The sequence below is a fragment of the Streptomyces sp. KLMMK genome, assembly GCF_036961605.1.
Classification (GTDB): Bacteria; Actinomycetota; Actinomycetes; order Streptomycetales; family Streptomycetaceae; genus Streptomyces; species Streptomyces telluris.
The window spans coordinates 1-22178 of sequence record NZ_JBAMDC010000051.1; the positions used below are offsets into that span (position 1 = coordinate 1).

A 22178-nucleotide genomic window follows, 5' to 3' on the forward strand; every position below is an offset into this window, starting at 1 on the left:
CTCTCCACCGGGCCCGTACACACGCCCCCGGCCCCCGGCTGGGGGCGCTGCGGCCAACGCTACGCGCGTAGCATCCCGTTGACGCGTGTAGCGTCGCCCCCGCCCCAAGGAGCTTCACCCGGTCCCCGCCCGGGCGGTTCCTCTTCTTCCTCCCGCTCCCTTCCCCGAGGAGAGTGCGCCATCAAAGCGTCCACCAGTACCGAACCCGCAGGTACGCAGGCCCCCGCAGTAGAACTCGAGGGCATCACCAAGCGGTTCCCCGGTGTCGTGGCCAACCACGACATCCGCCTCACGGTCCGCCGCGGCACCGTCCACGCCCTCTGCGGCGAGAACGGCGCCGGCAAGTCGACCCTGATGAAGATCCTCTACGGCATGCAGAAGCCGGACGAGGGCACCATCACGCTCGACGGCGAGCAGGTCACCCTGCACAGCCCGAGCGACGCCATCGCGCGCGGCATCGGCATGGTGCACCAGCACTTCATGCTCGCCGACAACCTCACCGTCCTGGAGAACGTCGTCCTGGGCGCCGAGAAGCTGCACGGCATCGGCGGCAAGGCCCGCGCGAAGATCAAGGAGATCTCCGACGCGTACGGCCTGGGCGTGCGCCCCGACGCCCTCGTGGAGGACCTCGGTGTCGCCGACCGCCAGCGCGTGGAGATCCTCAAGGTCCTCTACCGCGGCGCCCGCACGCTGATCCTCGACGAGCCGACCGCGGTGCTGGTCCCGCAGGAGGTCGACGCGCTCTTCGACAACCTGCGCGAGCTCAAGTCCGAGGGCCTCACGGTCATCTTCATCTCGCACAAGCTCGGCGAGGTGCTCTCCGTCGCGGACGACATCACCGTCATCCGCCGCGGCACCACCGTCGGCACCGCGGTCCCCAGCGAGACCACCCCCAAGCAGCTCGCCGAGCTGATGGTCGGCAGCGAGCTGCCCTCGCCGGAGACCCGCGAGTCGACGGTCACCGACGTCGAGATGCTGAAGGTGGACGGGCTGCACCTGTCGGCGACCGACCCCGACGGCGTGGTCCGCGCGGTGCTCGACGGCATCTCGCTGACCATCCACAAGGGCGAGGTCCTGGGCATCGCCGGCGTGGAGGGCAACGGCCAGGCCGAGCTCGTCGAGGCCATCATGGGCATGCGCGACCCCGACGGCGGCACGATCACCCTCGACGGAGCCGACATCAGCCACGTGCCGACGCGCAAGCGGCGCGAGGACGGCATCGGCTACATCCCCGAGGACCGCCACCGTCACGGCCTGCTGCTGGAAGCCCCGCTGTGGGAGAACCGCATCCTCGGTCACGTCACCGAGAAGCCCAACAGCAAGCGCGGCGTCCTCGACAACAAGGCCGCCCGCACCGACACCGAGCGCATCGTGCGCGAGTACGACGTGCGCACGCCCGGCATCGAGGTCACCGCGGCCTCCCTGTCCGGCGGCAACCAGCAGAAGCTGATCGTCGGCCGCGAGATGAGCCACGCGCCCAAGCTGCTCATCGCCGCGCACCCCACCCGGGGCGTGGACGTCGGTGCGCAGGCGCAGATCTGGGACCAGATCCGCGAGGCGCGACACGAGGGCCTGGCGGTGCTGCTGATCTCCGCCGACCTGGACGAGCTGATCGGGCTCTCCGACACCCTGCGGGTGATGTTCCGCGGCCGCCTGGTCGCCGACGCCGACCCCGCCACGATCACCCCGGAGGAGTTGGGCTCGGCCATGACCGGCGCCGCAACCGGCCACCTCGAGCACACCGAGGACGGCGAGGAGACCGCCACCGGCGGAGAGAAGACCGCCGCCGAGGGCGGCACCGACGTCGCCGGCGACGAAGAGAACGCCACCGACAAGGCCGCGGGGGAGGGTGACGAGAAGTGAAGAAGTTCGACAAGAACAAGCTGATCCTGGGCATCGCCGCCCCGGTCCTGGCCGTCGTGGCCGCCCTGGTGCTCACCTCGATCATCATCGCCGCCACCGGCAAGGACCCGTTCCACGCCTTCCAGGTGATGGTCGACTACGGCTCGAAGAGCGACAGCCAGGTCTGGATCATCAACAAGGCCACCCCGTACTACCTGTCCGCGCTGGCCGTCGCCATCGGCTTCCGGATGAACCTCTTCAACATCGGCGTCGACGGGCAGTACCGCATCGCGGCCTTCTTCGCCGCCGTCGTCGGTGGCGCGCTCACGCTGCCCGGCATCATCCAGATCCCGGTCATCATCATCGTCGCGATGCTGGTGGGCGCCCTCTGGGCGGGCATCGCCGGTCTGCTGAAGACCACCCGCGGCGTCAGCGAGGTGATCAGCACGATCATGCTGAACGCCATCGGCGCCTCGGTCATCGCCTACTTCCTGAAGGACGGCCGTCTCGCGGAGAAGGAGGGCAACCTGGTCCACACGCCCTACCTGCCCGACGCGGCGCACTTCTTCGAGATCCCGACCCAGCCCAAGCCGATCTACGGCTTCGTCGTCGTCGCGGCGCTGGCCGGCATCGCCTACTGGTTCGTGCTCGGCCGCACCCGCTTCGGCTTCGACCTGCGTACCGTGGGCCAGTCCGAGTCCGCCGCCCACGCCTCCGGCGTGAGCGTCAAGCGCATGGTGATCACCGCCATGCTGCTCTCGGGCGCCATGGCCGGCCTCGTCGGCATGCCGACCCTGCTCGGCGTCTCGTACAACTACGGCACCGACTTCCCCACCGGCATCGGCTTCACCGGTATCGCCATCGCCCTCCTGGGCCGCAACCACCCCATCGGCATGGTGGCCGGCGCCCTCCTGTGGGGCTTCCTGGACCGCACCAGCACCCAGCTGGAGTTCGAGGGCTACGCCCAGGAGATCGTCGGCGTGATGCAGGGCGTCATCGTCCTGTGCGTCGTCATCGCCTATGAGCTCGTGCGCCGGTACGGCCTCAAGATGCAGCAGCGCAAGGTCGGCGAGGAGCTCGCCGCCCAGGCCCGTAAGAGCGACAAGGCGGAGGTTTCCGCGTGAGCACCACCTTCACCGCCGCCCTCGCCGGGCGACTGAGCAGCAAGAACAAGGACGGCAAGGAGCGGCGCAAGCTCTCCTACCCCGTCGTCCTCCTGATGATCGCGGGCGCCCTGCTCCTGCTCTCCGCCCTGCGGATGATCACGGACGCCAACGACCTGACCTCCTCCGGCCAGTACAGCTCCGCGCTGGCCGCCGCCGTGCCGATCGGCCTCGCCGGCCTCGGCGGGCTGTGGGCCGAGCGCGCGGGCGTCGTCAACATCGGCCTCGAAGGCATGATGATGCTCGGCACCTTCTGCGCCGGCTGGATCGGCTGGCAGCACGGCCCCTGGGCCGCGGCGCTCGCCGGCATCGTCGGCGGTGCCCTCGGCGGCCTCGTGCACGCCGTCGCCACCGTCACCTTCGGCGTCGACCAGATCATCTCCGGTGTGGCCATGAACATCCTGGCCCTCGGCGTCACGCAGTACCTCGCCAAGCTGTGGTTCGGCGCGGAGGGCAGCGCGGCCCAGGAGGCGGGCGGCAACGACAAGCAGTCGCCCGTCATGGAGAACATGCCGGACTTCTCCATCCCCGGCCTGTCCGACTGGCTCGGCGACATCGAGAAGCACCACTGGTTCTTCGTCTCCGACGTCGCCGGCATGGTCCGCGGCCTCACCACCGGCGTCTCGTGGCTGACGATCGTCGCCGCGCTGCTGTTCGTCCTCACCTTCTACGTGCTGTGGCGCTCCGCCTTCGGTCTGCGCCTGCGCTCGTGCGGTGAGAGCCCGGTGGCCGCCGAGTCCCTCGGCGTCAACGTCTACACCTACAAGTACGCGGCCGTGGTCGTCTCCGGCGCCCTCGCGGGCCTCGGCGGCGCGTTCCTCGCCATCGGCACGCACATGTACTCCGACGGCCAGACCGCCGGCCGCGGCTACATCGGTCTCGCGACCATGATCTCCGGCAACTGGCGGCCGGGCGGCGTGGCCATGAGCGCCGGCCTGTTCGGCTTCATGGACAGCCTCCAGCTGCGCGCCGGCGGCCCGACCGTCCACGCGCTGCTGCTGCTCCTGGCCGTGCTCCTGATCGGCGTCGCCGCATGGCGCCTGAAGGTCGGCAAGATGCGTGCCGCGGTCATCGCCGGTGTGATCGGCGCCCTGCTGGTCGTCTGGTACGCCACGACCGACACCGTGCCGCTGGAGCTCGTCGTCGCGACCCCCTACGTGGCCACGCTGCTCGTCCTGGCGGTGTCCTCGCAACGCCTGCGGATGCCCAAGGCGAACGGCAAGCCCTACCGGAAGGGCCAAGGAAAGTGACCTCTTCCCCCAACTGGGAGGAGCTGCGCGGGCAGGCCCGGGACGCGATGTCCCGGGCCTACGCCCCGTACTCCGGCTTTCCCGTCGGCGCGGCGGCCCTCGTGGACGACGGCCGCACCGTGACCGGCTGCAACGTGGAGAACGCGGCCTACGGCGTCGCCCTGTGCGCCGAGTGCGGGATGGTCTCCGAGCTGGTCGCCACGGGCGGCGGCCGGCTCGTGGCCTTCACCTGCTGCGACCGGCACGGCAACGTCCTCATGCCCTGCGGGCGCTGCCGCCAGCTCCTGTGGGAGCACGGCGGCCCCGAGCTGGCTGTGGACACGACCAGCGGCATCCGGCCGCTGGCGGAGCTCCTGCCGGATGCGTTTGGGCCCGCTGACCTGAATCGTTAAAGATGTCCCTAAGCGCCGGAGGGGTTGCTGATGCAACCCCTCCGGGTCACTTTCCGGCCCCGGAAAGACCTGAGGACTACGAACTTAAGGAAAATGTGCTGATGGACGCCATTTCCGTGATCCGCGCCAAGCGCGACCGCGCTCGTCTGACCGACGAGCAGATCGACTGGGTCATCGACGCGTACACGCGCGGCGAGGTCGCCGACGAGCAGATGTCCGCGCTCGCGATGGCCATCCTGCTCAACGGCATGGACCGGGCCGAGATCGCCCGCTGGACCGCCGCGATGATCAAGTCCGGCGAGCGCATGGACTTCTCCTCGCTCCCCATGCCGACCTCGGACAAGCACTCCACGGGCGGCGTCGGCGACAAGATCACCCTGCCGCTGGCCCCCCTCGTCGCGGCCTGCGGCGCGGCCGTGCCGCAGCTGTCCGGACGCGGCCTCGGCCACACCGGCGGCACGCTCGACAAGCTGGAGTCCATCCCCGGCTGGCGCGCCCTCCTCTCGAACGACGAGATGATGGACGTCCTGCGCAACGTCGGCTCCGTCATCTGCGCCGCCGGCGACGGCCTGGCCCCCGCCGACAAGAAGCTCTACGCCCTGCGCGACGTCACCGGCACGGTCGAGGCGATCCCGCTGATCGCGTCCTCCATCATGTCCAAGAAGATCGCCGAGGGCACGGGCTCGCTCGTCCTCGACGTGAAGGTCGGCTCCGGCGCCTTCATGAAGAACATCGAGGACGCCCGCGAGCTGGCCTCCACGATGGTCGGCCTCGGCACCGACCACGGCGTCAAGACGGTCGCGCTGCTCACCGACATGTCCACCCCGCTCGGCCTCACCGCGGGCAACGCCCTCGAGGTCCGCGAGTCGGTCGAGGTCCTGGCCGGCGGCGGCCCGGCGGACGTCGTCGAGCTGACCATCGCCCTGGCCCGCGAGATGCTCGACGCGGCCGGCATCAAGGACGCCGACCCGGCCAAGGCGCTGCGCGACGGCACCGCCATGGACCACTGGCGCCGCATGATCCAGGCCCAGGGCGGCGACCCGGACGCGGTGCTCCCGGTGGCCCGCGAGCAGCACGTCGTGAAGGCGACCGCCTCCGGCGTCCTCACCAAGCTGGACGCCTACGCCGTCGGCGTCTCCGCCTGGCGCCTCGGCGCGGGCCGCGCCCGCAAGGAGGACCCGGTCCAGTTCGGCGCGGGCATCGAGATGCACGCCAAGCCGGGCGAGAAGGTCACCGAGGGCCAGCCCCTGATGACCCTCCACACGGACACCCCGGAGAAGTTCGACTACGCGCTGGCCGCGCTCGACGGCGGCGTGGAGATCGCCCCGGCGGGCACGGACTTCACGGCGAACCCGATCGTGCTGGACCGGATCGCGTAGGCGCTAGCTGTCGCTACTCGTACGGGTGAACGGGATCGGTGGACCTCCACCGGTCCCGTTCGGCATGCTGGGGTCGGTGATGTACCGATTGAGGAGCACACCATGGCAGCAGTGATCGCGGAACGCCCCCGCTGCGCGGATGAATCCGAGTGGGAGCAAGCGCTTCGGACCTGGGAGGGGGTCAACCCTCCGGAGGGCTGCAAGGTGGAGATCATCGAGGGGATCATCACCGTGGCACCACCACCGGAGAGCGACCACAACGACACTGCGGACGAGCTGCAGCGCGCGCTGTACAGCGTCATTCCGCGGGACTGGGGGATCTATCAGACTCAGGGACTTGTAGTCCCGGATCGACTCGGCCTCTACGTCCCTGACTTGGCCGTCATCCCGAAGAAGCTCCTACCGCCCCCCCGCCAGCGGCTCTCTGCCGGCGCGGCGAAGCTCATCGTGGAGATCACCTCTCGGAGTAACGCCAACCACGACCGGGTGGAGAAGGTGCACGGCTATGCGCAGGCAGGCGTGCCCTTGTATCTCCTGCTTGACCCGTGGCACTCAGGAAGGCCAACGGCGACGCTCTACGGCGAGCCTGAAGGCGGCACCTACCGGGTGCTGGAAACCGTGAAGTACGGAGATGGGATTCACTTGCCTAAGCCGTTCGACATCGAAATCGACACGTCTCTTTTCCCAGCCGTCTGAGGACAGCGGAGGGGCCGTGTGCCCACCAGGACAGGTAGTGGGACCACGGCCCCTCCGGGCCATACGGCCCCCGGGCTACGCCCGGACCGCCGCCTCGCGGCGCCGCTCCACGAGCGCCCGCCGCGTCGCGTACAGCGTGATCGACGCCGCGCCCACCATCGCCAGCAGGCCCAGGACCACCGTGCCGTCCCAGCCCGCCGCGCCGAAGGCCATCGCGCCGAGCGTGCCGCCGACCGACGAGCCCAGGTAGTAGGCCGTCTGGTAGAGCGCCGACGCCTGGGCGCGGCCCGTCTTCGCGGCGCGGCTGACCGAGGACGACGCCACCGCGTGGCCCGCGAAGAAGCCCGCCGTGATGAGGACCAGGCCCGCCAGGACCGCGAGCAGCGACGACGCCAGCGACAGCAGCAGGCCCAGCGTCGTCGTGCTCACCGCCAGGTAGAGCGCCCCGCGGCGGCCCAGCCGGCCGACCAGCTGCCCGGCCGCGGCCGAGGACGCCGTACCCACCAGGAAGACCAGGAAGATCGAGCCCACGACGCCCTGGGGGAGGAAGAACGGCGCCTCCGCCAGGCGGTAGCCGATCACCGTGTAGACCGCGCCGAAGACCGTCATGAACAGCGCGCCGATCGCGTACAGGCGACGCAGCAGCGGGTCGGAGAGGTGACCGCCCACCGTCCGGGCCAGGCTGCGCGGCGACACCGCCGCAGGCCGGAAATGGCGCGCCCGCGGGATCATCACCCGGAAGGCCAGCGCGCAGACCAGCGCGAGGGCGCCCACCGCGGCCAGGCCGGCCCGCCAGCCCCACGCCTGGGCCACCCAGCCCGCGAGGATGCGGCCCGTCATGCCGCCGATGCTGTTGCCCGCCACGAACAGTCCGATCGCGCCGATCAGCGCCTTCGGCCGGACCTCCTCCGCGAGGTAGGCCATCGCCGACGCCGGCACCCCGGCCAGCGCCGCACCCTGCACCGCACGCAGCGCCACCAGCCAGCCCAGGCTCGGCGCGAGCGGCACCAGCAGGGCCACGCACGCGGCCACGCACAGCGAGACGGTCATCATCGTGCGGCGGCCGAAGCGCTCGGAGAGCGCGCTGAGCGGGACGACCGCGAGGGCGAGGCCGCCCGTCGCGGCGGAGACCGTCCAGCTGGCCTGATCGGCCGTCACCCCGAGGCCGGCGGAGATGGCCGGCAGCAGCGCCTGCGTGGAGTAGAGGAGGGCGAACGTGGCGACGCCCGCGGCGAAGAGGGCGAAGCTCATCCGGCGGTAGCCGGGGCCGCCCGGATCCAGCCGGGTGTCATCGGAGTGAGAGGAGTGAAGGGACGACAGAGCAGAGGCACCCGAGCGCACGATGACGCTGGATGCCCCGGTATCGGCAGGAGGCATGTAAAAAACCGTAGGCACCCTGGGCTGATGCGTCCAATGCACAGAATGGCGATAATCGATCCTGTGTTGCATGAGTACAGGTCGCGGCGGTCCTTGTCACCGGGCGGCAATGAAAAAGACATCCCCGTAACAGTCGATGTCGAGGCCGATTCCTGGGCGGTCACGCTCACTCCGCGGCTCGCGCAGTTCGTGGCCGTCGCCCGCCACGAGCACGTCACGCGCGCCGCGCAGCAGCTCGGCATGCCGCAGTCCACGCTCAGCCGTTCGGTCGCCCGCCTCGAAGACGACCTGGGCGTCGCCCTGTTCGCCCGCCACGGGCGCACGGTCTCCCTGACCGCGGCCGGCCGCACCTTCCTCGCCACCGTCGAGCGCGCCCTGTCCGAGGTCGACCGCGCCGCGGAGTCCGTACGGGCGGACGCCGACCCCGCCGCCGGCAAGGTCGCCTTCGGCTTCCTGCACACCCTCGGCTCCGAGACCGTACCCGAGCTCATCCGCGCCTTCCGCGCCGACCACCCGCGCGTCCGGTTCCAGCTCGTGCAGAGCTACGGCGAGTCCATGCTGGAACGCCTGCGCGACGGCGAGCTCGACCTGTGCCTCACCTCGCCCGTGCCCGACGCCCCGGACCTCGTCTCCCGCCGCCTGGACGAGCAGAAGCTGCGCCTGGTCGTCCCCGACGACCACCCCCTCGCCTCCCGCAAGCGCATCCGCCTCGCCGAGGCCGCCTCCGAGCTCTTCGTCACCCTCGAACCCGGGTACGGGCTGCGGCGCATCACCGACGCGGTGTGCGCGGAGGCCGGGTTCACCCCGAAGATCGCCTTCGAGGGCGAGGAGGCGGAGACGCTGCGCGGCCTCGTCGCGGCGGGTCTGGGCGTGGCCCTGCTGCCCCCGCCCGCCGTCCCGCGGCCCGGCGTCGCCGAGCTCACGGTCACCGCGCCGCGCGCCTTCCGCGAGATCGGCGTGGCCTGGCTGGACGGCCACCCCGACACACCACCGGTGGCGGCCTTCAAGCGCTTCCTGCTCTCGCGCAGGGGGCAACTGCTGCCCCGCTGAAGCCCCTCAGTACCCCAGGCTCGCCCCGAACCCGGAGGCGAGCGGCATGCGCAGGCCGAGGGGCGGCGGAGCCGCCAGGGCGTCCGCCACCGGGCGGGCGAAGTGGTGGCCGAAGAGCGTGCCGCGGACGAAGTCGACCACGAGCGACTGGACTTCCGCCCGGTGCTGCCGCAGCCCGTGCCCGTCCGAGTGGACCTCGAAGCGGCACACGTCGCGGTTGGCCTTCTTCGCCCGCTGGGCGAGCCGGAAGGACAGGTCGGGGTCCGTGAGCTCGTCGTTCGTGCCGTGGACGATCAGCACCCGCCGCCCGCAGAGCTGCCGCACCGGATCCGGCTCCAGCAGCTCCCGGGGCTCCGGCAGCCACGGCGCGACCGCCAGCACCGCGGCCACCGCCGGGTGCCCCGCGGCCTGCAGCGCGGCCCGGCCGCCCATGCCGGTGCCGACGAGGCAGACAGGCACGTCGCCGTAGCGCCGCACCACCTCGTCCGCCGCCCAGCCGGCGTCCCGCACCGGGTCGGCCGCCGAACCGTTCCACCCGCGCCGCCGGTAGTGGACGACGTGCGTGACCAGACCCTCCTCGGCGCACGCCCGGGCCAGCCGGCGGGCCAGGGGCCGCTGCGCCGCGAGGGTCAGCGGGGAGGGCCTGCCGGTGCCCTCGGCGCGGCCGCCGGGGAGCAGCAGGGCGACCCCGTGCACCGTGCGTCCGGCGCCGAGCGGCTTTCCCAGCCGCGCCGTATCCCCGCTCTTCCGCGGCGCGTTCGGCCGTCCGTGCGTTCCTTCCGGATCCCGTTGAGGCAACGCTTGCTGAGCCATGGCAGAAACGATGGCAGAAGGACCGGTGGTGTCCACCCCGCCGACGGGTCACCGTTCCGTATCGTTCGCCGATATCTACGCGCGTAGGGGCTAGAGTGCCGAAATGACGACCGAGACCAACTCCCAACCGAACCCCGAACAGATCCGCCGCGCCCCCAAGGTCCTGCTGCACGACCACCTGGACGGCGGCCTGCGCCCGGGCACGATCGTGGACCTGGCCCGCGAGACGGGCTACACCGGTCTGCCGGAGACCGACGCGGACAAGCTGGGCGTCTGGTTCCGCGAGGCGGCCGACTCCGGCTCGCTGGAGCGCTACCTGGAGACCTTCGCGCACACCTGCGCCGTGATGCAGACCCGTGACGCCCTCGTCCGGGTCGCCGCGGAGTGCGCCGAGGACCTGGCCGAGGACGGCGTCGTCTACGCCGAGGTGCGCTATGCACCGGAGCAGCACCTGGAGGCCGGCCTCACCCTCGAAGAGGTCGTGGAGGCCGTCAACGAGGGCTTCCGCGAGGGCGAGCGCCGTGCGAAGGCCAACGGCCACCGCATCCGCGTGGGCGCGCTGCTGACCGCCATGCGGCACGCCGCCCGCGCCCTGGAGATCGCCGAACTCGCGAACCGCTACCGCGACTCCGGCGTCGTCGGCTTCGACATCGCGGGCGCCGAGGCGGGCTTCCCTCCCACCCGCCACCTGGACGCGTTCGAGTACCTCAAGCGCGAGAACAACCACTTCACCATCCACGCGGGCGAGGCGTTCGGCCTGCCGTCGATCTGGCAGGCGCTCCAGTGGTGCGGCGCGGACCGGCTCGGCCACGGCGTCCGCATCATCGACGACATCGAGATCGGCGAGGACGGGAAGGCCGAGCTGGGCCGCCTCGCCTCCTACGTCCGGGACAAGCGCATTCCGCTGGAGATGTGCCCCACCTCGAATCTGCAGACCGGTGCGGCCAGCTCGTACGAAGAGCACCCGGTCGGACTGCTCCGTAAACTGCATTTCCGGGCGACCATCAACACCGATAATCGCCTGATGAGCGGCACCAGCATGAGCCGTGAATTCGAGCACCTGGTGAAGGCCTTCGGCTACACGCTGGACGACATGCAGTGGTTCACCGTCAACGCGATGAAGTCCGCATTCATCCCATTCGACGAACGTCTGGCCATGATCAATGACGTGATCAAGCCGGGTTACGCCGAGATCAAGTCGGAATGGCTCTTCCAGTAGGCCCGGGCGGGCCTTTCTGACCAGCGAAGTCTTCACCGGCCGCAACGGACGGTGAATTTGCGGGGAATACCGTGCGACGGCCGGGACTTTCGAGTCCCGGCCGTGTCACTGATTGCGGCGGCCGGGAAGTCGTGGCTAGGTTTCAGTGCCGCTCAAGAATCCCCGTCGCGAGGACAGAATTCAGATGAAGCTCGGAACCTTCAGGACTCTCGGTGCCGCCGCCCTCGGAGTCGCCTTCGCCGCCGCCGCGGCGGGGAGCGCGCAGGCGGCCGGCAGCGCCGGTGCCGTCGAATCGCTCACGACCACCGCCCGCACCACGACGGCGGGACTGCCCATCCAGCAGGTCGCCCAGGTCGCCCCCGCGGGCGGGCCGGTCGTCTCCGCGGCGGACCGCGCGATCCAGAGCGGCATGCTGCAGGCCCCGGCCCAGGCTGTGGACAAGGCCGTGGCGCCGCAGCTGGCGACGCCGCTCGCCCCGAAGAGCGCGACCAAGGCCGTCCCGGCCGACAACAAGGGCAACGGCGGCCTGCTGGCGCCCCTGTCCGGGCTGCCGCTCGGCAGCCTGCCGGTGTCGGGCATCGGCGGCTGATCCTCGCGGGCCGTCCCGCCCGCCCCGCCCGTACGAGCCGTACGACGGCGGGCCGTCCCCCGGACGCGATGTCCGGGGGACGGCCCGCCGTTCTGCGTACAGAAGGCTTTCGGCAGGAGCCCTTACGGGACCCCTTACCAGGACCCTTTACCGGGATGCTTTACCAGGAATGCGCCGCCCCGCCGTGGCCCTGGTGCGAGTTCTCCGAGGGCAGCAGGATCCACAGGGCGATGTAGAGCAGGAACTGCGGGCCGGGCAGCAGGCACGAGAGCAGGAAGATCACCCGCATCGTCGTGCGGGACATTCCGAAGCGCTCGGCCAGACCGGCGCACACCCCGGCGATCATCCTGTGGTTGCGGGGACGGACCAGCTTGGCGGACATGGCGGCGACTCCTCGTCTGACGGGGGACCGATACGGCGCGGGAACGTTTTTCCCGTCTCTTCCGTCGGCTTCCCGATAACTCCACGTTATGTCCGCGGGCCCGGCCGGAACGTCGGCCTAAGGGGCGATCCCCACCCTGGGGATCGTCGGGGTGACACCCTGAGGGGTCTCCTCCCGGCGTATGGGTTCCGGGCGGGGTTCCTCACCCCTGCGGCGGAGACGGGCCCTGACCGCGGGGACGACGGCCAGGTGCAGGGCCGCCACCCCCGTCACGTTCAGCAGGAGCGCGTCCACGTCCAGCACCTGGCCCACGACGCCGCTCTGCACCACCTGCAGCGTCAGCGAGACCATCGCGGCGGTGAAGACGGTGCGGGTCAGCGAGCCCAGCGACGACGCGGCCACCCGGCCCCTGGCCCAGGGCAGCAGCACGCCCAGCGGGGCCAGCGGCAGCACCCCCGCCCCTATGGCCCGCGTGGCCTCCCACGGCCCGAGGGCGAGGTCGGCACGGATCGTGGCCAGCGGTTCCAGGTGCGAGGCGGACACCCAGGGCACCGTCAGCGGCCGCAGGGCGAGCCAGACGACCGCCAGCAGATGGGCGACGAGCAACACGCAGCCCGCGACGCGGTAGCGGTATCGGAGGGCGGGCGTACCGCCGTAACCATGACCCTGCACGCCCCACATGACGCGGTGCGCCGGTCGCACGGTTCCGGCCGACGGCGACGGGAGTGGCGACGGAGCGCGGACACGGAGCGTCACCGGTGACATGCGGAGCCCGCGGGGCCCGCCGCGGCCCTAGGAGACCGGGGTTCCCGTGATGTTCGCGCTGTCCGGGTGCACCCTGAGCTCGTCGGTGCAGGCGAAGCTCTTGGGGGGCTCGTCGGCCGGCCCGCCCAGGATCACCGACCGCTTGCCGTCGGCCGCGGCCGTCCCGGCGTACGTGCACACGAGCTGGGCGAGGCCGACCTGCGGCAGCTCGCCCGGCTCCCGGCTCAGCCGCAGCGTGCCCGCCGGGTCGCCGGGGCGCTGCCCGGCGACGGTCAGCCGCTGCGGCACGGCCGTGGACATCCCCACCTCGGCCTCCTCGTTCGCGGGCGCCTCGCGCAGCTCCTGCAGCAGGACCCGGGCGACGGCCACGCTGTCCTCGGAGGTCTCGGCGACCGCGCGCGTGACGGGCACCAGCTGCGAGGTGCACTCCAGCTGGACGGTCACGGTCGCGGCGCCCGAGGGGATGGCGTGCCCGGGCCGCACGACGCACGACGCACGGGAGGGCGCGCCGCCCGCGTCCACCGGCACGGCGGTGCCGCGGATGCCGCACGCCGTGGCCGAGCCCAGCAGGGCCAGGGCCAGGGCGGCGCTGCGCAGGGTTCTTCTCACCGGCCGCCCTTCCCGTTGCCGCCGTCCCGGTCGCCGGCCGGCTGGTCCTCCAGGCCCGAGACGTCCCGCGGCAGGGTCAGGGTGAAGACCGCGCCGCCCTCGGGGGAGTTGGCCGCGGTGATCTCGCCGCCGTGGATGTGGGCGTTCTCCAGGGCGATGGACAGGCCGAGGCCGCTGCCCTCCGACCGCGGACGGGAGGCGCTCGCCTTGTAGAAGCGGTCGAAGACGTGCGGCAGCACTTCCTCGGGGATGCCGGGGCCGTGGTCGCGCACGTCGATGCGCAGCGCGTCGTCCTCGGTGCGGACCGAGACGCGCACCGGGGAGCCGCCGTGCTTGAGGGCGTTGCCGATGAGGTTGGCCAGGATGACGTCCAGGCGGCGCGGGTCGAGCCGGGCCACGATGCCGCGCTCGGCGTCCAGCTCGACGGCGTCCAGCCAGGCGCGGGCGTCGATGCAGGCGGTGACCTGGTCGGCGACGTCCACGTCGTCCAGCACGAGCCGGGCCGTGCCCGCGTCGAAGCGGGTGACCTCCATCAGATTCTCCACCAGGTCGTTCAGCCTGCGGGTCTCGCTCACCACGAGCTGCACCGCCGGGGCGATCATCGGATCGAGGTTGTCCGCCTCGTCCTCCAGCACCTCGGTCACGGCCGTGATGGCCGTGAGCGGGGTCCGCAGCTCGTGCGACATGTCCGCGACGAAGCGGCGGCTCGCCGCCTCCCGGGCGCTGAGCTCCTCGACGCGCTTCTCCAGCGACTCCGCGGTCCTGTTGAAGGTGCGCGACAGGTCGGCCAGCTCGTCCGTGCCCGACACGTGCAGCCGGGTGTCCAGCTTGCCCTCGCCGAGCCGGCGGGCCGCGTCGCCGAGCCGCTGCACGGGCCGCAGCACGGTCGAGGCGGCGGCCTGCGCGAGCAGCGCGGAGCCGATCAGCGCCAGGGCCGTGGCGATGCCCAGCGACCAGGCCAGCGAGTTGAGGTCGGCGCGCTCGTTCTCCAGGGACTTCAGCAGGTAGCCCGTCGGGCCGCCGCCGATCACCTTCGCGCCGCCCACCAGGTACGGCTTGCCGTCCAGCGTGATCCGCTGCCAGTACAGGTGGTACGCGTAGCGGTTGGAGTCGTCGACGCGCCGCTCGCGGTTGACGGCCGCCTGCAGCGACTTCGGCACGACCTTGAGCGAGAACAGGTCGCGGTCGGAGGGTGCAGCGCAGGCCCGGCCGCCCTCGCCGGTGTCGATCAGCAGCACCTCGTACTTCTGCGAGGTGGCCGCCATCCGCTCGGCCGCCGCCTGCAGCTCCTGGCAGGTCGGCCCGAGCGGCAGCGTGCCGGTGTTGTCCTGCAGGGACTTGCGGAAGTCGTCGAGGGCCGCGTCCTGGGTGCGGGTGAGCACCGCGTCGCGGTTGAGCCAGTAGGCGATGGCGGACGCGGAGACGGCTGCGGCCAGGGCGACCAGGGCGAAGACGAGCATCAGCCGCAGCCGCAGGCTTATCCGGCGCAGACTCAGCTTCATCACGTTACGGGCGGCCGTCCAGCGTCGTACGCGTCCGGTCACTGCGGAGCGTCCAGGCGGTAGCCGACGCCGCGCACGGTGCGGATCAGGGTCGGGGACGACGGGACGTCCTCGACCTTGGCCCGCAGCCGCTGCACACAGGCGTCGACCAGCCGGGAGTCGCCGAGGTAGTCGTGTTCCCAGACCAGCCGCAGCAGTTGCTGCCGGGAGAGGGCCTGGCCGGGCCGGCGGCTGAGCTCCAGCAGCAGCCGCAGCTCGGTCGGCGTGAGCTGGAGCTCCTCGCCGTTCTTGGTGACCGTCATCGCGGAGCGGTCGATGACCAGCGAGCCGAACGCGGCCGAGTCGTTGGTCTCGCGCTCGCCGCGGCGCAGCACTGCACGGATCCGGGCGTCGAGCACCCGGCCCTGCACGGGCTTGACCACGTAGTCGTCGGCACCGGACTCCAGACCCACCACGACGTCGATGTCGTCGCTGCGCGCGGTGAGCAGGATGATCGGCAGCTGGTCGGTGCGGCGGATCCGCCGGCACACCTCGAAACCGTCGATACCGGGCAGCATCACGTCCAGCACGATCAGATCCGGCCGCTGCTCGCGCAGCAGTTTCAGGCCGTCCTCGCCCGTCGCCGCGGTCACCACACGGTGGCCCTGACGGGACAGGGAGAACTCGAGAGCGGTGCGGATGGCGTCGTCGTCCTCGATCAGCAACAGGGAAGGCACGGTGGTCATTCTGGCCTACGACGGGCAGGTGGTTCGACCGGCCGCCCTCCGCGCCCGCCCCCCGCCGCCTGTTGCAGGGCTGTGACAGTCGGCGGACAACGCGATGAAACTGGCCCGGCAGGCTTTTGGTCATCGGGCAGCGGAGCCCGGTACGGAAATCGGACCGAGGCTGGCTCCACCGACGGGGGGCGCGAGATGAACACACTGCACAGCACCACTACCAGCGCAGTCATTCGCACGCGCCTGCACGACGCCGGACGGGGCCCGGAGAAGTCCGGTGCCGTGGGCGGGCGGGGGTGCGCCCGCGGCACCGGACGTGTGCGGCCGCCCTACATGGTGGCGATCGACGCGGTCACGTACGGGGAGCCCAAGGGAGCTGCGGGGGCGGCTCCGGGGGCATCGGGGGAGAGCAAGGGGGCGTCCCGGGCCGAGGCGGAGTTCACCGCCTACGTCCAGGAGCGCCGGGCCTCCCTGTATGCGACCGCGTACCACCTGACCGGCGACCGGCACGAGGCGGAGGACCTGCTGCAGAGCGCGCTGTTCTCCACCTACCGGGCCTGGGACCGGATCACCGACAAGGCGGCCGTCGGCGGCTACCTGCGCCGCACCATGACGAACCTGCACATCAGCGCCTGGCGCCGGCGCAAGCTCAACGAGTACCCGACCGAGGAACTGCCGGAGATGCCCGGCGAGGGCGACGCGATGCGCGGCACCGAGCTGCGCGCCGTCCTGTGGCAGGCCCTCGCCCGGCTGCCCGAGCTGCAGCGCACGATGCTCGTCCTGCGCTACTACGAGGGCCGCACGGACCCGGAGATCGCGGAGATCCTGGACATCAGCGTGGGCACGGTCAAGAGCAGCATCTGGCGCTCGCTGCGCCGCCTGCGCGACGACGAGGTCATCGGCTCCGGCCGGGACCAGCTGGAGTCCTTCGGCGAGCTCGTCGCCTGAGGGCGGGGGCGGAGCAAGGACGCGGCACTGCAGGACACAACGGACACAAGGGGCCCTGAACGGGGGGCGCTCGGGGGAGCGCGGACAGGGCCGTGGGGGAGCGGAAGCGGGTCGGACAGCCGGGGGGCCTGTCCCGACCCGCTTCTGCGCGTCCGGGGCCCGCTGCGCGCCCCGGAGTGCGACTGTGCGCCGCTAGATCTTGATGGTCTCGCGGTGGCCCGCTGCCGCCGCCGCGATCCGGCCCATCGCCGTCTCCCCGCCGCACGCGTACGCGCCCAGCGCCGTCTGACGGGCCACGATGCCGCGCTCGGCACGCATCAGCCGCAGGCCGCGGCGGACCAGGTACGGCACCGGCTTGCGGGCCTCGCGCAGGTCGCGCACGAGGCGGCGGCGGAAGGTGGTGGAGGGGCGGCCGCGCAGGCACAGGGCGTCCGCCAGCACGCCCAGGTCGCGGCAGCGGTCGATGATGTCGGCCGCGAAGATGCCCTCGGCTATGAACAGCGGGGTGCGCCCGATGTCCAGAACGCTCGCCCCGGTGATCGAACTGCTGGAGATGTCGTAGAGCGGGACGTCCGCACGCGACGTCCGGCACAGGCTGTCGATCGCGGCGACGGCGGCGTCCGCGTCCCACGAGAGCGGGGAGTCCCAGTCGGTGCCCGAGCCGTCGGCGAGCAGCGGCAGCGTCGGGTCCGTGCCCTCCTTGTAGAAGTCGTCCAGGTTGAGGACGGGCAGCCCGGTGCGGGCCGCGAGGGACGACTTACCGGAACCGGAGGGGCCGGTCAGCAGGATGACGCGCGCGGGGGTCAAGTGGGGAGTCACGGGACACCAGTGTGAGGCATTGGGCCGGATGGGGGATCCCCATGGGTTGCATGGTGCGCGCAGCGTCACCACTCGCATACTGTGCGTTGTCGTTCGTCCGCCCTTCACGACCCCGGCAGGTGGCCATGGCTTCGCACGCTCGACACGCACGCTCCGCCAGCAAGGAGTCGAGGGCGCTGCGGCGCCGGATGCTCCTGCGCGTAGGGCTGACCGTCTCGGCGGGTGCGGCCTTCGCGGCGGGCGGCGCGGCCTCCGCGAGCGCCGACACCGGCATGGACGGCGGCACGAGCACCGGCATGGCCCGTGCCCAGTTCGGCGAGACCAACATCCCCGCCGCGATCGAGGGGGCCAACAAGGGCCTGGGGGCGGGAGCGGAGGCCGTCTTCGACACGGCCAAGACCCTGCGCACCAACCCCTTCGCGGGCACGCCCGTCGATCCGTTCGACAACACGGTGGGCACGAAGGTGGGGAACATGAAGCCGGTCACCACCAAGCCGGCCACGCAGCCGATCTCCAACGGCGGCAGCCTGACGGACCTGCCGGTGGCGGGGAACCTGACGTCGTTGCTGCCGACCGGACGGCCCGCGGCGGCCCCCAAGGCGCACTGAGCCCGGACGCACGGAGGCCGGAGCGGGTCACGACCCGCCCCGGCCTCCGTGCGTCGGCTCAGGCCGTCACGGCTCAGTACGACGAGCCGCCCGCGCCCAGCGAACCCGTCGGGTGCCAGACCGTCCGCGTCTCCAGGAAGGCCGTCATGCGGTCCGTGCCCGGGGTCGCGGCCCAGTCCACAGCCTGTGGACGCAGCACGCGCTTGAGGTTGTCCGCCGCGGCGATCTCCAGCTCCTTGGCGAGGCCGGCGTCCGCCCCCGCGAGGTCGATCGCGTTGACGTCCTGGTGCGCGGCCAGCGACGGCGCGATCTCGGCCGTACGGCCCGACAGGACGTTCACGACGCCGCCCGGGACGTCGGAGGTGGCCAGCACCTCGCCGAGCGACAGGGCGGGCAGCGGGGCCTTCTCCGAGGCCACCACGACCACGGTGTTGCCCGTGGCGATCGCCGGGGCGATCACCGACACCAGGCCCAGGAAGGACGACTCCTGCGGCGCGAGCACGGCGACGACGCCGGTCGGCTCGGTGGAGGAGACGTTGAAGAACGGGCCCGCGACCGGGTTCGTCCCGCCGGTGATCTGGCCGATCTTGTCGGTCCAGCCCGCGTACCAGACCCAGCGGTCGATCGCGGCGTCCACCTGGGCCGCGGCCTTCGCCTTGGACAGGCCCTCGGCCTCGGCGACCTCCGCGGCGAACTGGTCGCGGCGGCCCTCCAGCATCTCGGCGACGCGGTAGAGGACCTGGCCGCGGTTGTACGCGGTCGCGCCGGACCAGCCGCCGACGGCCTTGCGGGCCGCGACGACCGCGTCACGGGCGTCCTTGCGCGAGGACAGCGGGGCGTTGGCCAGCCAGTTGCCCTTGGAGTCGGTCACCTCGTACACCCGCCCGCTCTCGGACCGGGGGAACTTGCCCCCGACGAACAGCTTGTAGGTCTTGAAGACACTGAGCCGATCAGACATCGAGGTACGCCTCCAGGCCGTGGCGGCCGCCCTCGCGGCCGAATCCCGACTCCTTGAAGCCGCCGAACGGCGACGTCGGGTCGAACTTGTTGAACGTGTTGGCCCAGATGACACCCGCGCGCAGCTTGCTCGCGACGGCCAGCATGCGCGAGCCCTTCTCCGTCCAGATGCCGGCGGAGAGGCCGTACTGCGAGTTGTTCGCCTTGGCGACCGCCTCGCCCGGGGTGCGGAACGACAGCACCGACAGGACCGGGCCGAAGATCTCCTCGCGGGCGATCCGGTGGGCCTGGGTGACGCCCGTGAACAGCGTCGGGCGGAACCAGAAGCCGTTCTCCGGCAGCTCGCACGCCGGGGCCCAGCGCTCGGCGCCCTCGGCCTCGCCGCTGTCGGCCAGCTCGGTGATCCGGGCCAGCTGCTCGGCGGAGTTGATCGCACCGATGTCGGTGTTCTTGTCCAGCGGGTCGCCGAGGCGCAGCGTGGACAGACGGCGCTTGAGGGCGTCCAGCAGCTCGTCCTGGATCGACTCCTGGACCAGCAGGCGCGAGCCCGCGCAGCAGACCTGGCCCTGGTTGAAGAAGATGCCGTTGACGATGCCCTCGACGGCCTGGTCGATCGGGGCGTCGTCGAAGACGATGTTGGCGCCCTTGCCGCCCAGCTCCAGAGTGAGCTTCTTGTCCGTGCCCGCGACTGTGCGGGCGATGGCCTTGCCGACCGCCGTGGAGCCGGTGAACGCGACCTTGTCGACGCCCTCGTGCGCGACGAGCGCGGCGCCCGTGGTGCCGTCACCGGTGACGATGTTGACGACGCCCTTGGGCAGGCCCGCCTGGCGGCAGATGTCCGCGAAGAACAGCGCCGACAGCGGGGTGGTCTCGGCCGGCTTCAGGACGACCGTGTTGCCCGTGGCGAGCGCCGGGGCGATCTTCCACGCCAGCATCAGCAGCGGGAAGTTCCACGGGATGACCTGGCCCGCGACGCCCAGCGGGCGGGGGTTCGCGCCGTAGCCCGCGTGGTCGAGCTTGTCGGCCCAGCCGGCGTAGTAGAAGAAGTGGGCGGCGACCAGCGGGAGGTCCGCGTCGCGGGTCTCCTTGATCGGCTTGCCGTTGTCCAGGGTCTCCAGGACGGCCAGCTCGCGGCTGCGCTCCTGGATGATCCGGGCGATGCGGAACAGGTACTTGGCGCGCTCGGCGCCGGGCAGCGCCGACCACTTCTCGAACGCCTTGCGGGCGGCCTTCACCGCGCGGTCCACGTCCTCCGCGGAGCCCTGGGCGACCTCGGAGAGCACCTCCTCGGTGGAGGGGCTGATCGTCTTGAAGACCTTGCCGCCGGACGCCTCGGTGAACTCGCCGTCGATGAACAGGCCGTAGGACGGGGCGATGTCGACGACCGCGCGCGACTCGGGTGCGGGAGCGTATTCAAATGCCATGTCGGTCAGTCCACCGTCACGTAGTCGGGACCGGAGTAACGCCCGGTGCTCAGCTTCTGCCGCTGCATCAGCAGGTCGTTGAGGAGGCTGGAGGCGCCGAAGCGGAACCAGGTGTTGTCCAGCCACTCCTCGCCCACGGTCTCGTTGACCAGGACCAGGAACTTGATCGCGTCCTTGGTGGTGCGGATGCCGCCGGCCGGCTTCACGCCGACCTGCACGCCGGTCAGCGCGCGGAAGTCCCGCACGGCCTCCAGCATCAGCAGGGTGTTCGCCGGGGTGGCGTTGACCGCGACCTTGCCGGTCGAGGTCTTGATGAAGTCGGCGCCCGCGAGCATGCCGATCCAGGACGCGCGGCGGATGTTGTCGTACGTCGACAGCTCGCCCGTCTCGAAGATCACCTTGAGGCGGGCCTTGTCGCCGCACTCGGCCTTGACGGCGCGGATCTCTTCCAGGACGTCCATGTAGCGGCCGGCGAGGAAGGCGCCACGGTCGATGACCATGTCGATCTCGTCGGCACCGGCCCCGATCGCGTCGCGGGTGTCCGCGAGCTTGACCGGCAGCGCGGCGCGGCCCGCCGGGAACGCGGTGGCGACGGAGGCGACCTTCACGTCCGTGCCGGCGAGGACGGCCTTGGCCGTCGCCACCATGTCGGGGTAGACGCAGACGGCGGCGGTGCGCGGCGTCGTGCGGTCGGTGGGGTCGGGGTGGACGGCCTTGGCGGCCAGGGCCCGGACCTTGCCCGGGGTGTCGGCACCCTCGAGCGTCGTGAGGTCGATCATCGAGATCGCCAGGTCGATGGCGTACGCCTTCGCCGAGGTCTTGATCGAGCGGGTGCCGAGGGAGGCGGCGCGGGCCTCCAGCCCGACCGCGTCGACCCCCGGGAGTCCGTGCAGGAAGCGGCGCAGCGCACTGTCGGAGGCGGTGGCGTCCGCCAGCTCCTTCAGCCGCCCCGCGGCGTCGTTGCCGTGTGCGGAAACTGTGGTGGGCATGGTCACCAGATGAGCATATCTACGCGCGTAGCGCGTGTACACCCCCGCTGGTGCGGGGCGGTTTTCGGCTCGGTCTCCGGCCGCCCCCGCGGGAGGCGTCAGGCACAATCTGCCCATGACGAGCCCTAGCCCCGAACAGGAATACGCCGACAGGCGCTACCGCTCGCCCGCCGGCATCGCCGGCGGCGTGCTGATGCTCGCCCTCGCCGGCTGGCTGGGCGGCGACGCCGCCGTCCGCGGAGAGGGCAGCACGCCCTGGCTCGCGCTGGCCGGGCTGCTGTGCGTCGTGCCGCTGATCATTGCCTTCACGCTGCGGCCGGCCGTCTTCGCCGGGGCCTCGCGGCTGCTGGTGCGCAATCCCTTCCGGACGATCACGTTGCCGTGGGGCGCGGTGGACGCGGTGCGCGCCGGTTACTCCAGTGAGGTGCTGGCCGGGGGCTCCACCTACCAGCTGTGGGCGGTGCCCGTGTCGCTGAGGAAGCGGAAGCGGGCGGCCCGGGGCGGGGCGGAGGCGGCTCCCGCCGACCAGACCGTCGCGGAGCTGCAGGAGCTCGCCGAGCGGAACGCTTCGCGGGAGGACGCGCAGGGGGACGTCGTCGTGCGGTGGGCGTACGAGGTGCTCGTCCCCGCCGGGGTGGGGCTGGTTTTGTTCGTGGTGTTGCTGGTGGTCGGCTGACGGCCGTTTCCAC

Annotated in this window: 23 protein-coding genes; 12 read left to right on the forward strand and 11 right to left on the reverse strand. The window is 71.6% G+C overall.

The genetic code is table 11. From position 1 onward, the window contains the following. Positions 1 to 180 precede the first annotated feature (180 nt). The 6 genes from V7793_RS11965 to V7793_RS11990 all read left to right on the forward strand — a co-directional run bounded on the left by V7793_RS11965 (position 181) and on the right by V7793_RS11990 (position 6722). Positions 181 to 1863, forward strand: a complete 1683-nt coding sequence (locus V7793_RS11965; RefSeq protein WP_336005551.1) for an ABC transporter ATP-binding protein — start codon at positions 181 to 183, stop codon at positions 1861 to 1863. Then, positions 1860 to 2966 carry an ABC transporter permease gene (locus tag V7793_RS11970; protein ID WP_336005504.1) on the forward strand — a complete coding sequence of 369 codons (1107 nt, stop codon included), beginning with the start codon at positions 1860 to 1862 and terminating at the stop codon, positions 2964 to 2966. The genes V7793_RS11965 and V7793_RS11970 overlap by 4 nt, the downstream gene beginning before the upstream one ends. After that, complete coding sequence (locus tag V7793_RS11975; protein ID WP_443057889.1) at positions 2963 to 4255, forward strand: ABC transporter permease; 1293 nt, start codon at positions 2963 to 2965, stop codon at positions 4253 to 4255. Before V7793_RS11970 ends, V7793_RS11975 begins: the two co-directional genes overlap by 4 nt. Continuing rightward, positions 4252 to 4647: a cytidine deaminase gene (locus V7793_RS11980; RefSeq protein ID WP_336005506.1), complete on the forward strand. Its 396-nt coding sequence runs from the start codon at positions 4252 to 4254 to the stop codon at positions 4645 to 4647. Before V7793_RS11975 ends, V7793_RS11980 begins: the two co-directional genes overlap by 4 nt. A 95-nt stretch (positions 4648 to 4742) precedes the next feature. Next, the gene (locus V7793_RS11985) at positions 4743 to 6026 is read left to right on the forward strand and encodes a thymidine phosphorylase (RefSeq protein ID WP_336005508.1); all 1284 of its coding nucleotides are present in this window, start codon (positions 4743 to 4745) and stop codon (positions 6024 to 6026) included. Between the two features lie 102 nt (positions 6027 to 6128). After that, entirely contained in the window at positions 6129 to 6722 is a 594-nt protein-coding gene (locus V7793_RS11990) for a Uma2 family endonuclease (protein ID WP_336005510.1), read from the forward strand. Positions 6723 to 6797: 75 nt separating this feature from the next. Here V7793_RS11990 and V7793_RS11995 read toward each other — a convergent pair whose 3' ends face one another. Then, positions 6798 to 8099 carry an MFS transporter gene (locus tag V7793_RS11995; protein WP_336005512.1) on the reverse strand — a complete coding sequence of 434 codons (1302 nt, stop codon included), beginning with the start codon at positions 8097 to 8099 and terminating at the stop codon, positions 6798 to 6800. Between the two features lie 45 nt (positions 8100 to 8144). On the opposite strand from V7793_RS11995, the gene V7793_RS12000 reads away from it, so the two are divergent. After that, positions 8145 to 9149 (forward strand): LysR family transcriptional regulator, encoded by a 1005-nt coding sequence (locus V7793_RS12000; protein ID WP_443057890.1) that lies wholly within the window; start codon positions 8145 to 8147, stop codon positions 9147 to 9149. Between the two features lie 6 nt (positions 9150 to 9155). On the opposite strand, the gene V7793_RS12005 is transcribed toward V7793_RS12000, so the two are convergent. Next, complete coding sequence (locus V7793_RS12005; protein ID WP_336005518.1) at positions 9156 to 9962, reverse strand: alpha/beta hydrolase family protein; 807 nt, start codon at positions 9960 to 9962, stop codon at positions 9156 to 9158. A 103-nt stretch (positions 9963 to 10065) separates the two neighbouring features. Here V7793_RS12005 and V7793_RS12010 point away from each other — a divergent pair, with 103 nt between their 5' ends. Both V7793_RS12010 and V7793_RS12015 read left to right on the forward strand, forming a co-directional pair. Further along, positions 10066 to 11181, forward strand: coding sequence for an adenosine deaminase (locus V7793_RS12010; RefSeq protein ID WP_336005521.1), 1116 nt, complete (start codon positions 10066 to 10068; stop codon positions 11179 to 11181). A 184-nt stretch (positions 11182 to 11365) separates the two neighbouring features. After that, positions 11366 to 11770, forward strand: coding sequence for an ATP-binding protein (locus tag V7793_RS12015; RefSeq protein WP_336005522.1), 405 nt, complete (start codon positions 11366 to 11368; stop codon positions 11768 to 11770). Between the two features lie 160 nt (positions 11771 to 11930). Here the strand turns inward: V7793_RS12015 and V7793_RS12020 are convergent, their stop codons facing one another. From V7793_RS12020 to afsQ1, 5 genes are all read right to left on the reverse strand, one after another. Continuing rightward, a complete protein-coding gene (locus tag V7793_RS12020; RefSeq protein WP_336005525.1) occupies positions 11931 to 12152 on the reverse strand; it encodes a PspC domain-containing protein in 222 nt (73 codons plus the stop codon). Positions 12153 to 12269: 117 nt separating this feature from the next. Beyond that, the gene (locus V7793_RS12025; RefSeq protein WP_336005527.1) at positions 12270 to 12824 is read right to left on the reverse strand and encodes a VanZ family protein; all 555 of its coding nucleotides are present in this window, start codon (positions 12822 to 12824) and stop codon (positions 12270 to 12272) included. Positions 12825 to 12944: 120 nt separating this feature from the next. Then, on the reverse strand, positions 12945 to 13526 hold the full coding sequence (locus tag V7793_RS12030; protein WP_336005530.1) for a hypothetical protein: 582 nt from the start codon (positions 13524 to 13526) through the stop codon (positions 12945 to 12947). After that, positions 13523 to 15028 (reverse strand): HAMP domain-containing sensor histidine kinase, encoded by a 1506-nt coding sequence (locus V7793_RS12035; RefSeq protein ID WP_336005533.1) that lies wholly within the window; start codon positions 15026 to 15028, stop codon positions 13523 to 13525. Before V7793_RS12035 ends, V7793_RS12030 begins: the two co-directional genes overlap by 4 nt. 38 nt (positions 15029 to 15066) lie before the next feature. Then, entirely contained in the window at positions 15067 to 15744 is a 678-nt protein-coding gene (gene afsQ1 / locus V7793_RS12040) for a two-component system response regulator AfsQ1 (RefSeq protein ID WP_173864811.1), read from the reverse strand. A 195-nt stretch (positions 15745 to 15939) separates the two neighbouring features. On the opposite strand from afsQ1, the gene V7793_RS12045 reads away from it, so the two are divergent. After that, a complete protein-coding gene (locus tag V7793_RS12045; RefSeq protein WP_168091958.1) occupies positions 15940 to 16692 on the forward strand; it encodes a SigE family RNA polymerase sigma factor in 753 nt (250 codons plus the stop codon). A gap of 192 nt (positions 16693 to 16884) precedes the next feature. On the opposite strand, the gene V7793_RS12050 is transcribed toward V7793_RS12045, so the two are convergent. After that, positions 16885 to 17589 carry an ATP-binding protein gene (locus V7793_RS12050; RefSeq protein ID WP_336005538.1) on the reverse strand — a complete coding sequence of 235 codons (705 nt, stop codon included), beginning with the start codon at positions 17587 to 17589 and terminating at the stop codon, positions 16885 to 16887. A gap of 47 nt (positions 17590 to 17636) precedes the next feature. Here V7793_RS12050 and V7793_RS12055 point away from each other — a divergent pair, with 47 nt between their 5' ends. Then, positions 17637 to 18119 (forward strand): hypothetical protein, encoded by a 483-nt coding sequence (locus V7793_RS12055; protein ID WP_168091960.1) that lies wholly within the window; start codon positions 17637 to 17639, stop codon positions 18117 to 18119. A gap of 73 nt (positions 18120 to 18192) precedes the next feature. Here the strand turns inward: V7793_RS12055 and V7793_RS12060 are convergent, their stop codons facing one another. The 3 genes from V7793_RS12060 to deoC are packed head-to-tail and all read right to left on the reverse strand — an operon-like array spanning position 18193 to position 21489. Further along, positions 18193 to 19077: an aldehyde dehydrogenase family protein gene (locus tag V7793_RS12060; protein ID WP_336005540.1), complete on the reverse strand. Its 885-nt coding sequence runs from the start codon at positions 19075 to 19077 to the stop codon at positions 18193 to 18195. After that, a complete protein-coding gene (locus V7793_RS12065; RefSeq protein ID WP_336005541.1) occupies positions 19070 to 20500 on the reverse strand; it encodes an aldehyde dehydrogenase family protein in 1431 nt (476 codons plus the stop codon). Before V7793_RS12065 ends, V7793_RS12060 begins: the two co-directional genes overlap by 8 nt. 5 nt (positions 20501 to 20505) lie before the next feature. Further along, positions 20506 to 21489, reverse strand: a complete 984-nt coding sequence (gene deoC, locus V7793_RS12070) for a deoxyribose-phosphate aldolase (RefSeq protein WP_336005554.1) — start codon at positions 21487 to 21489, stop codon at positions 20506 to 20508. Between the two features lie 115 nt (positions 21490 to 21604). Between deoC and V7793_RS12075 the strand changes: the two genes are divergently transcribed. Further along, complete coding sequence (locus V7793_RS12075) at positions 21605 to 22165, forward strand: PH domain-containing protein (RefSeq protein WP_336005543.1); 561 nt, start codon at positions 21605 to 21607, stop codon at positions 22163 to 22165. The last annotated feature ends 13 nt before the right edge of the window (positions 22166 to 22178 follow it).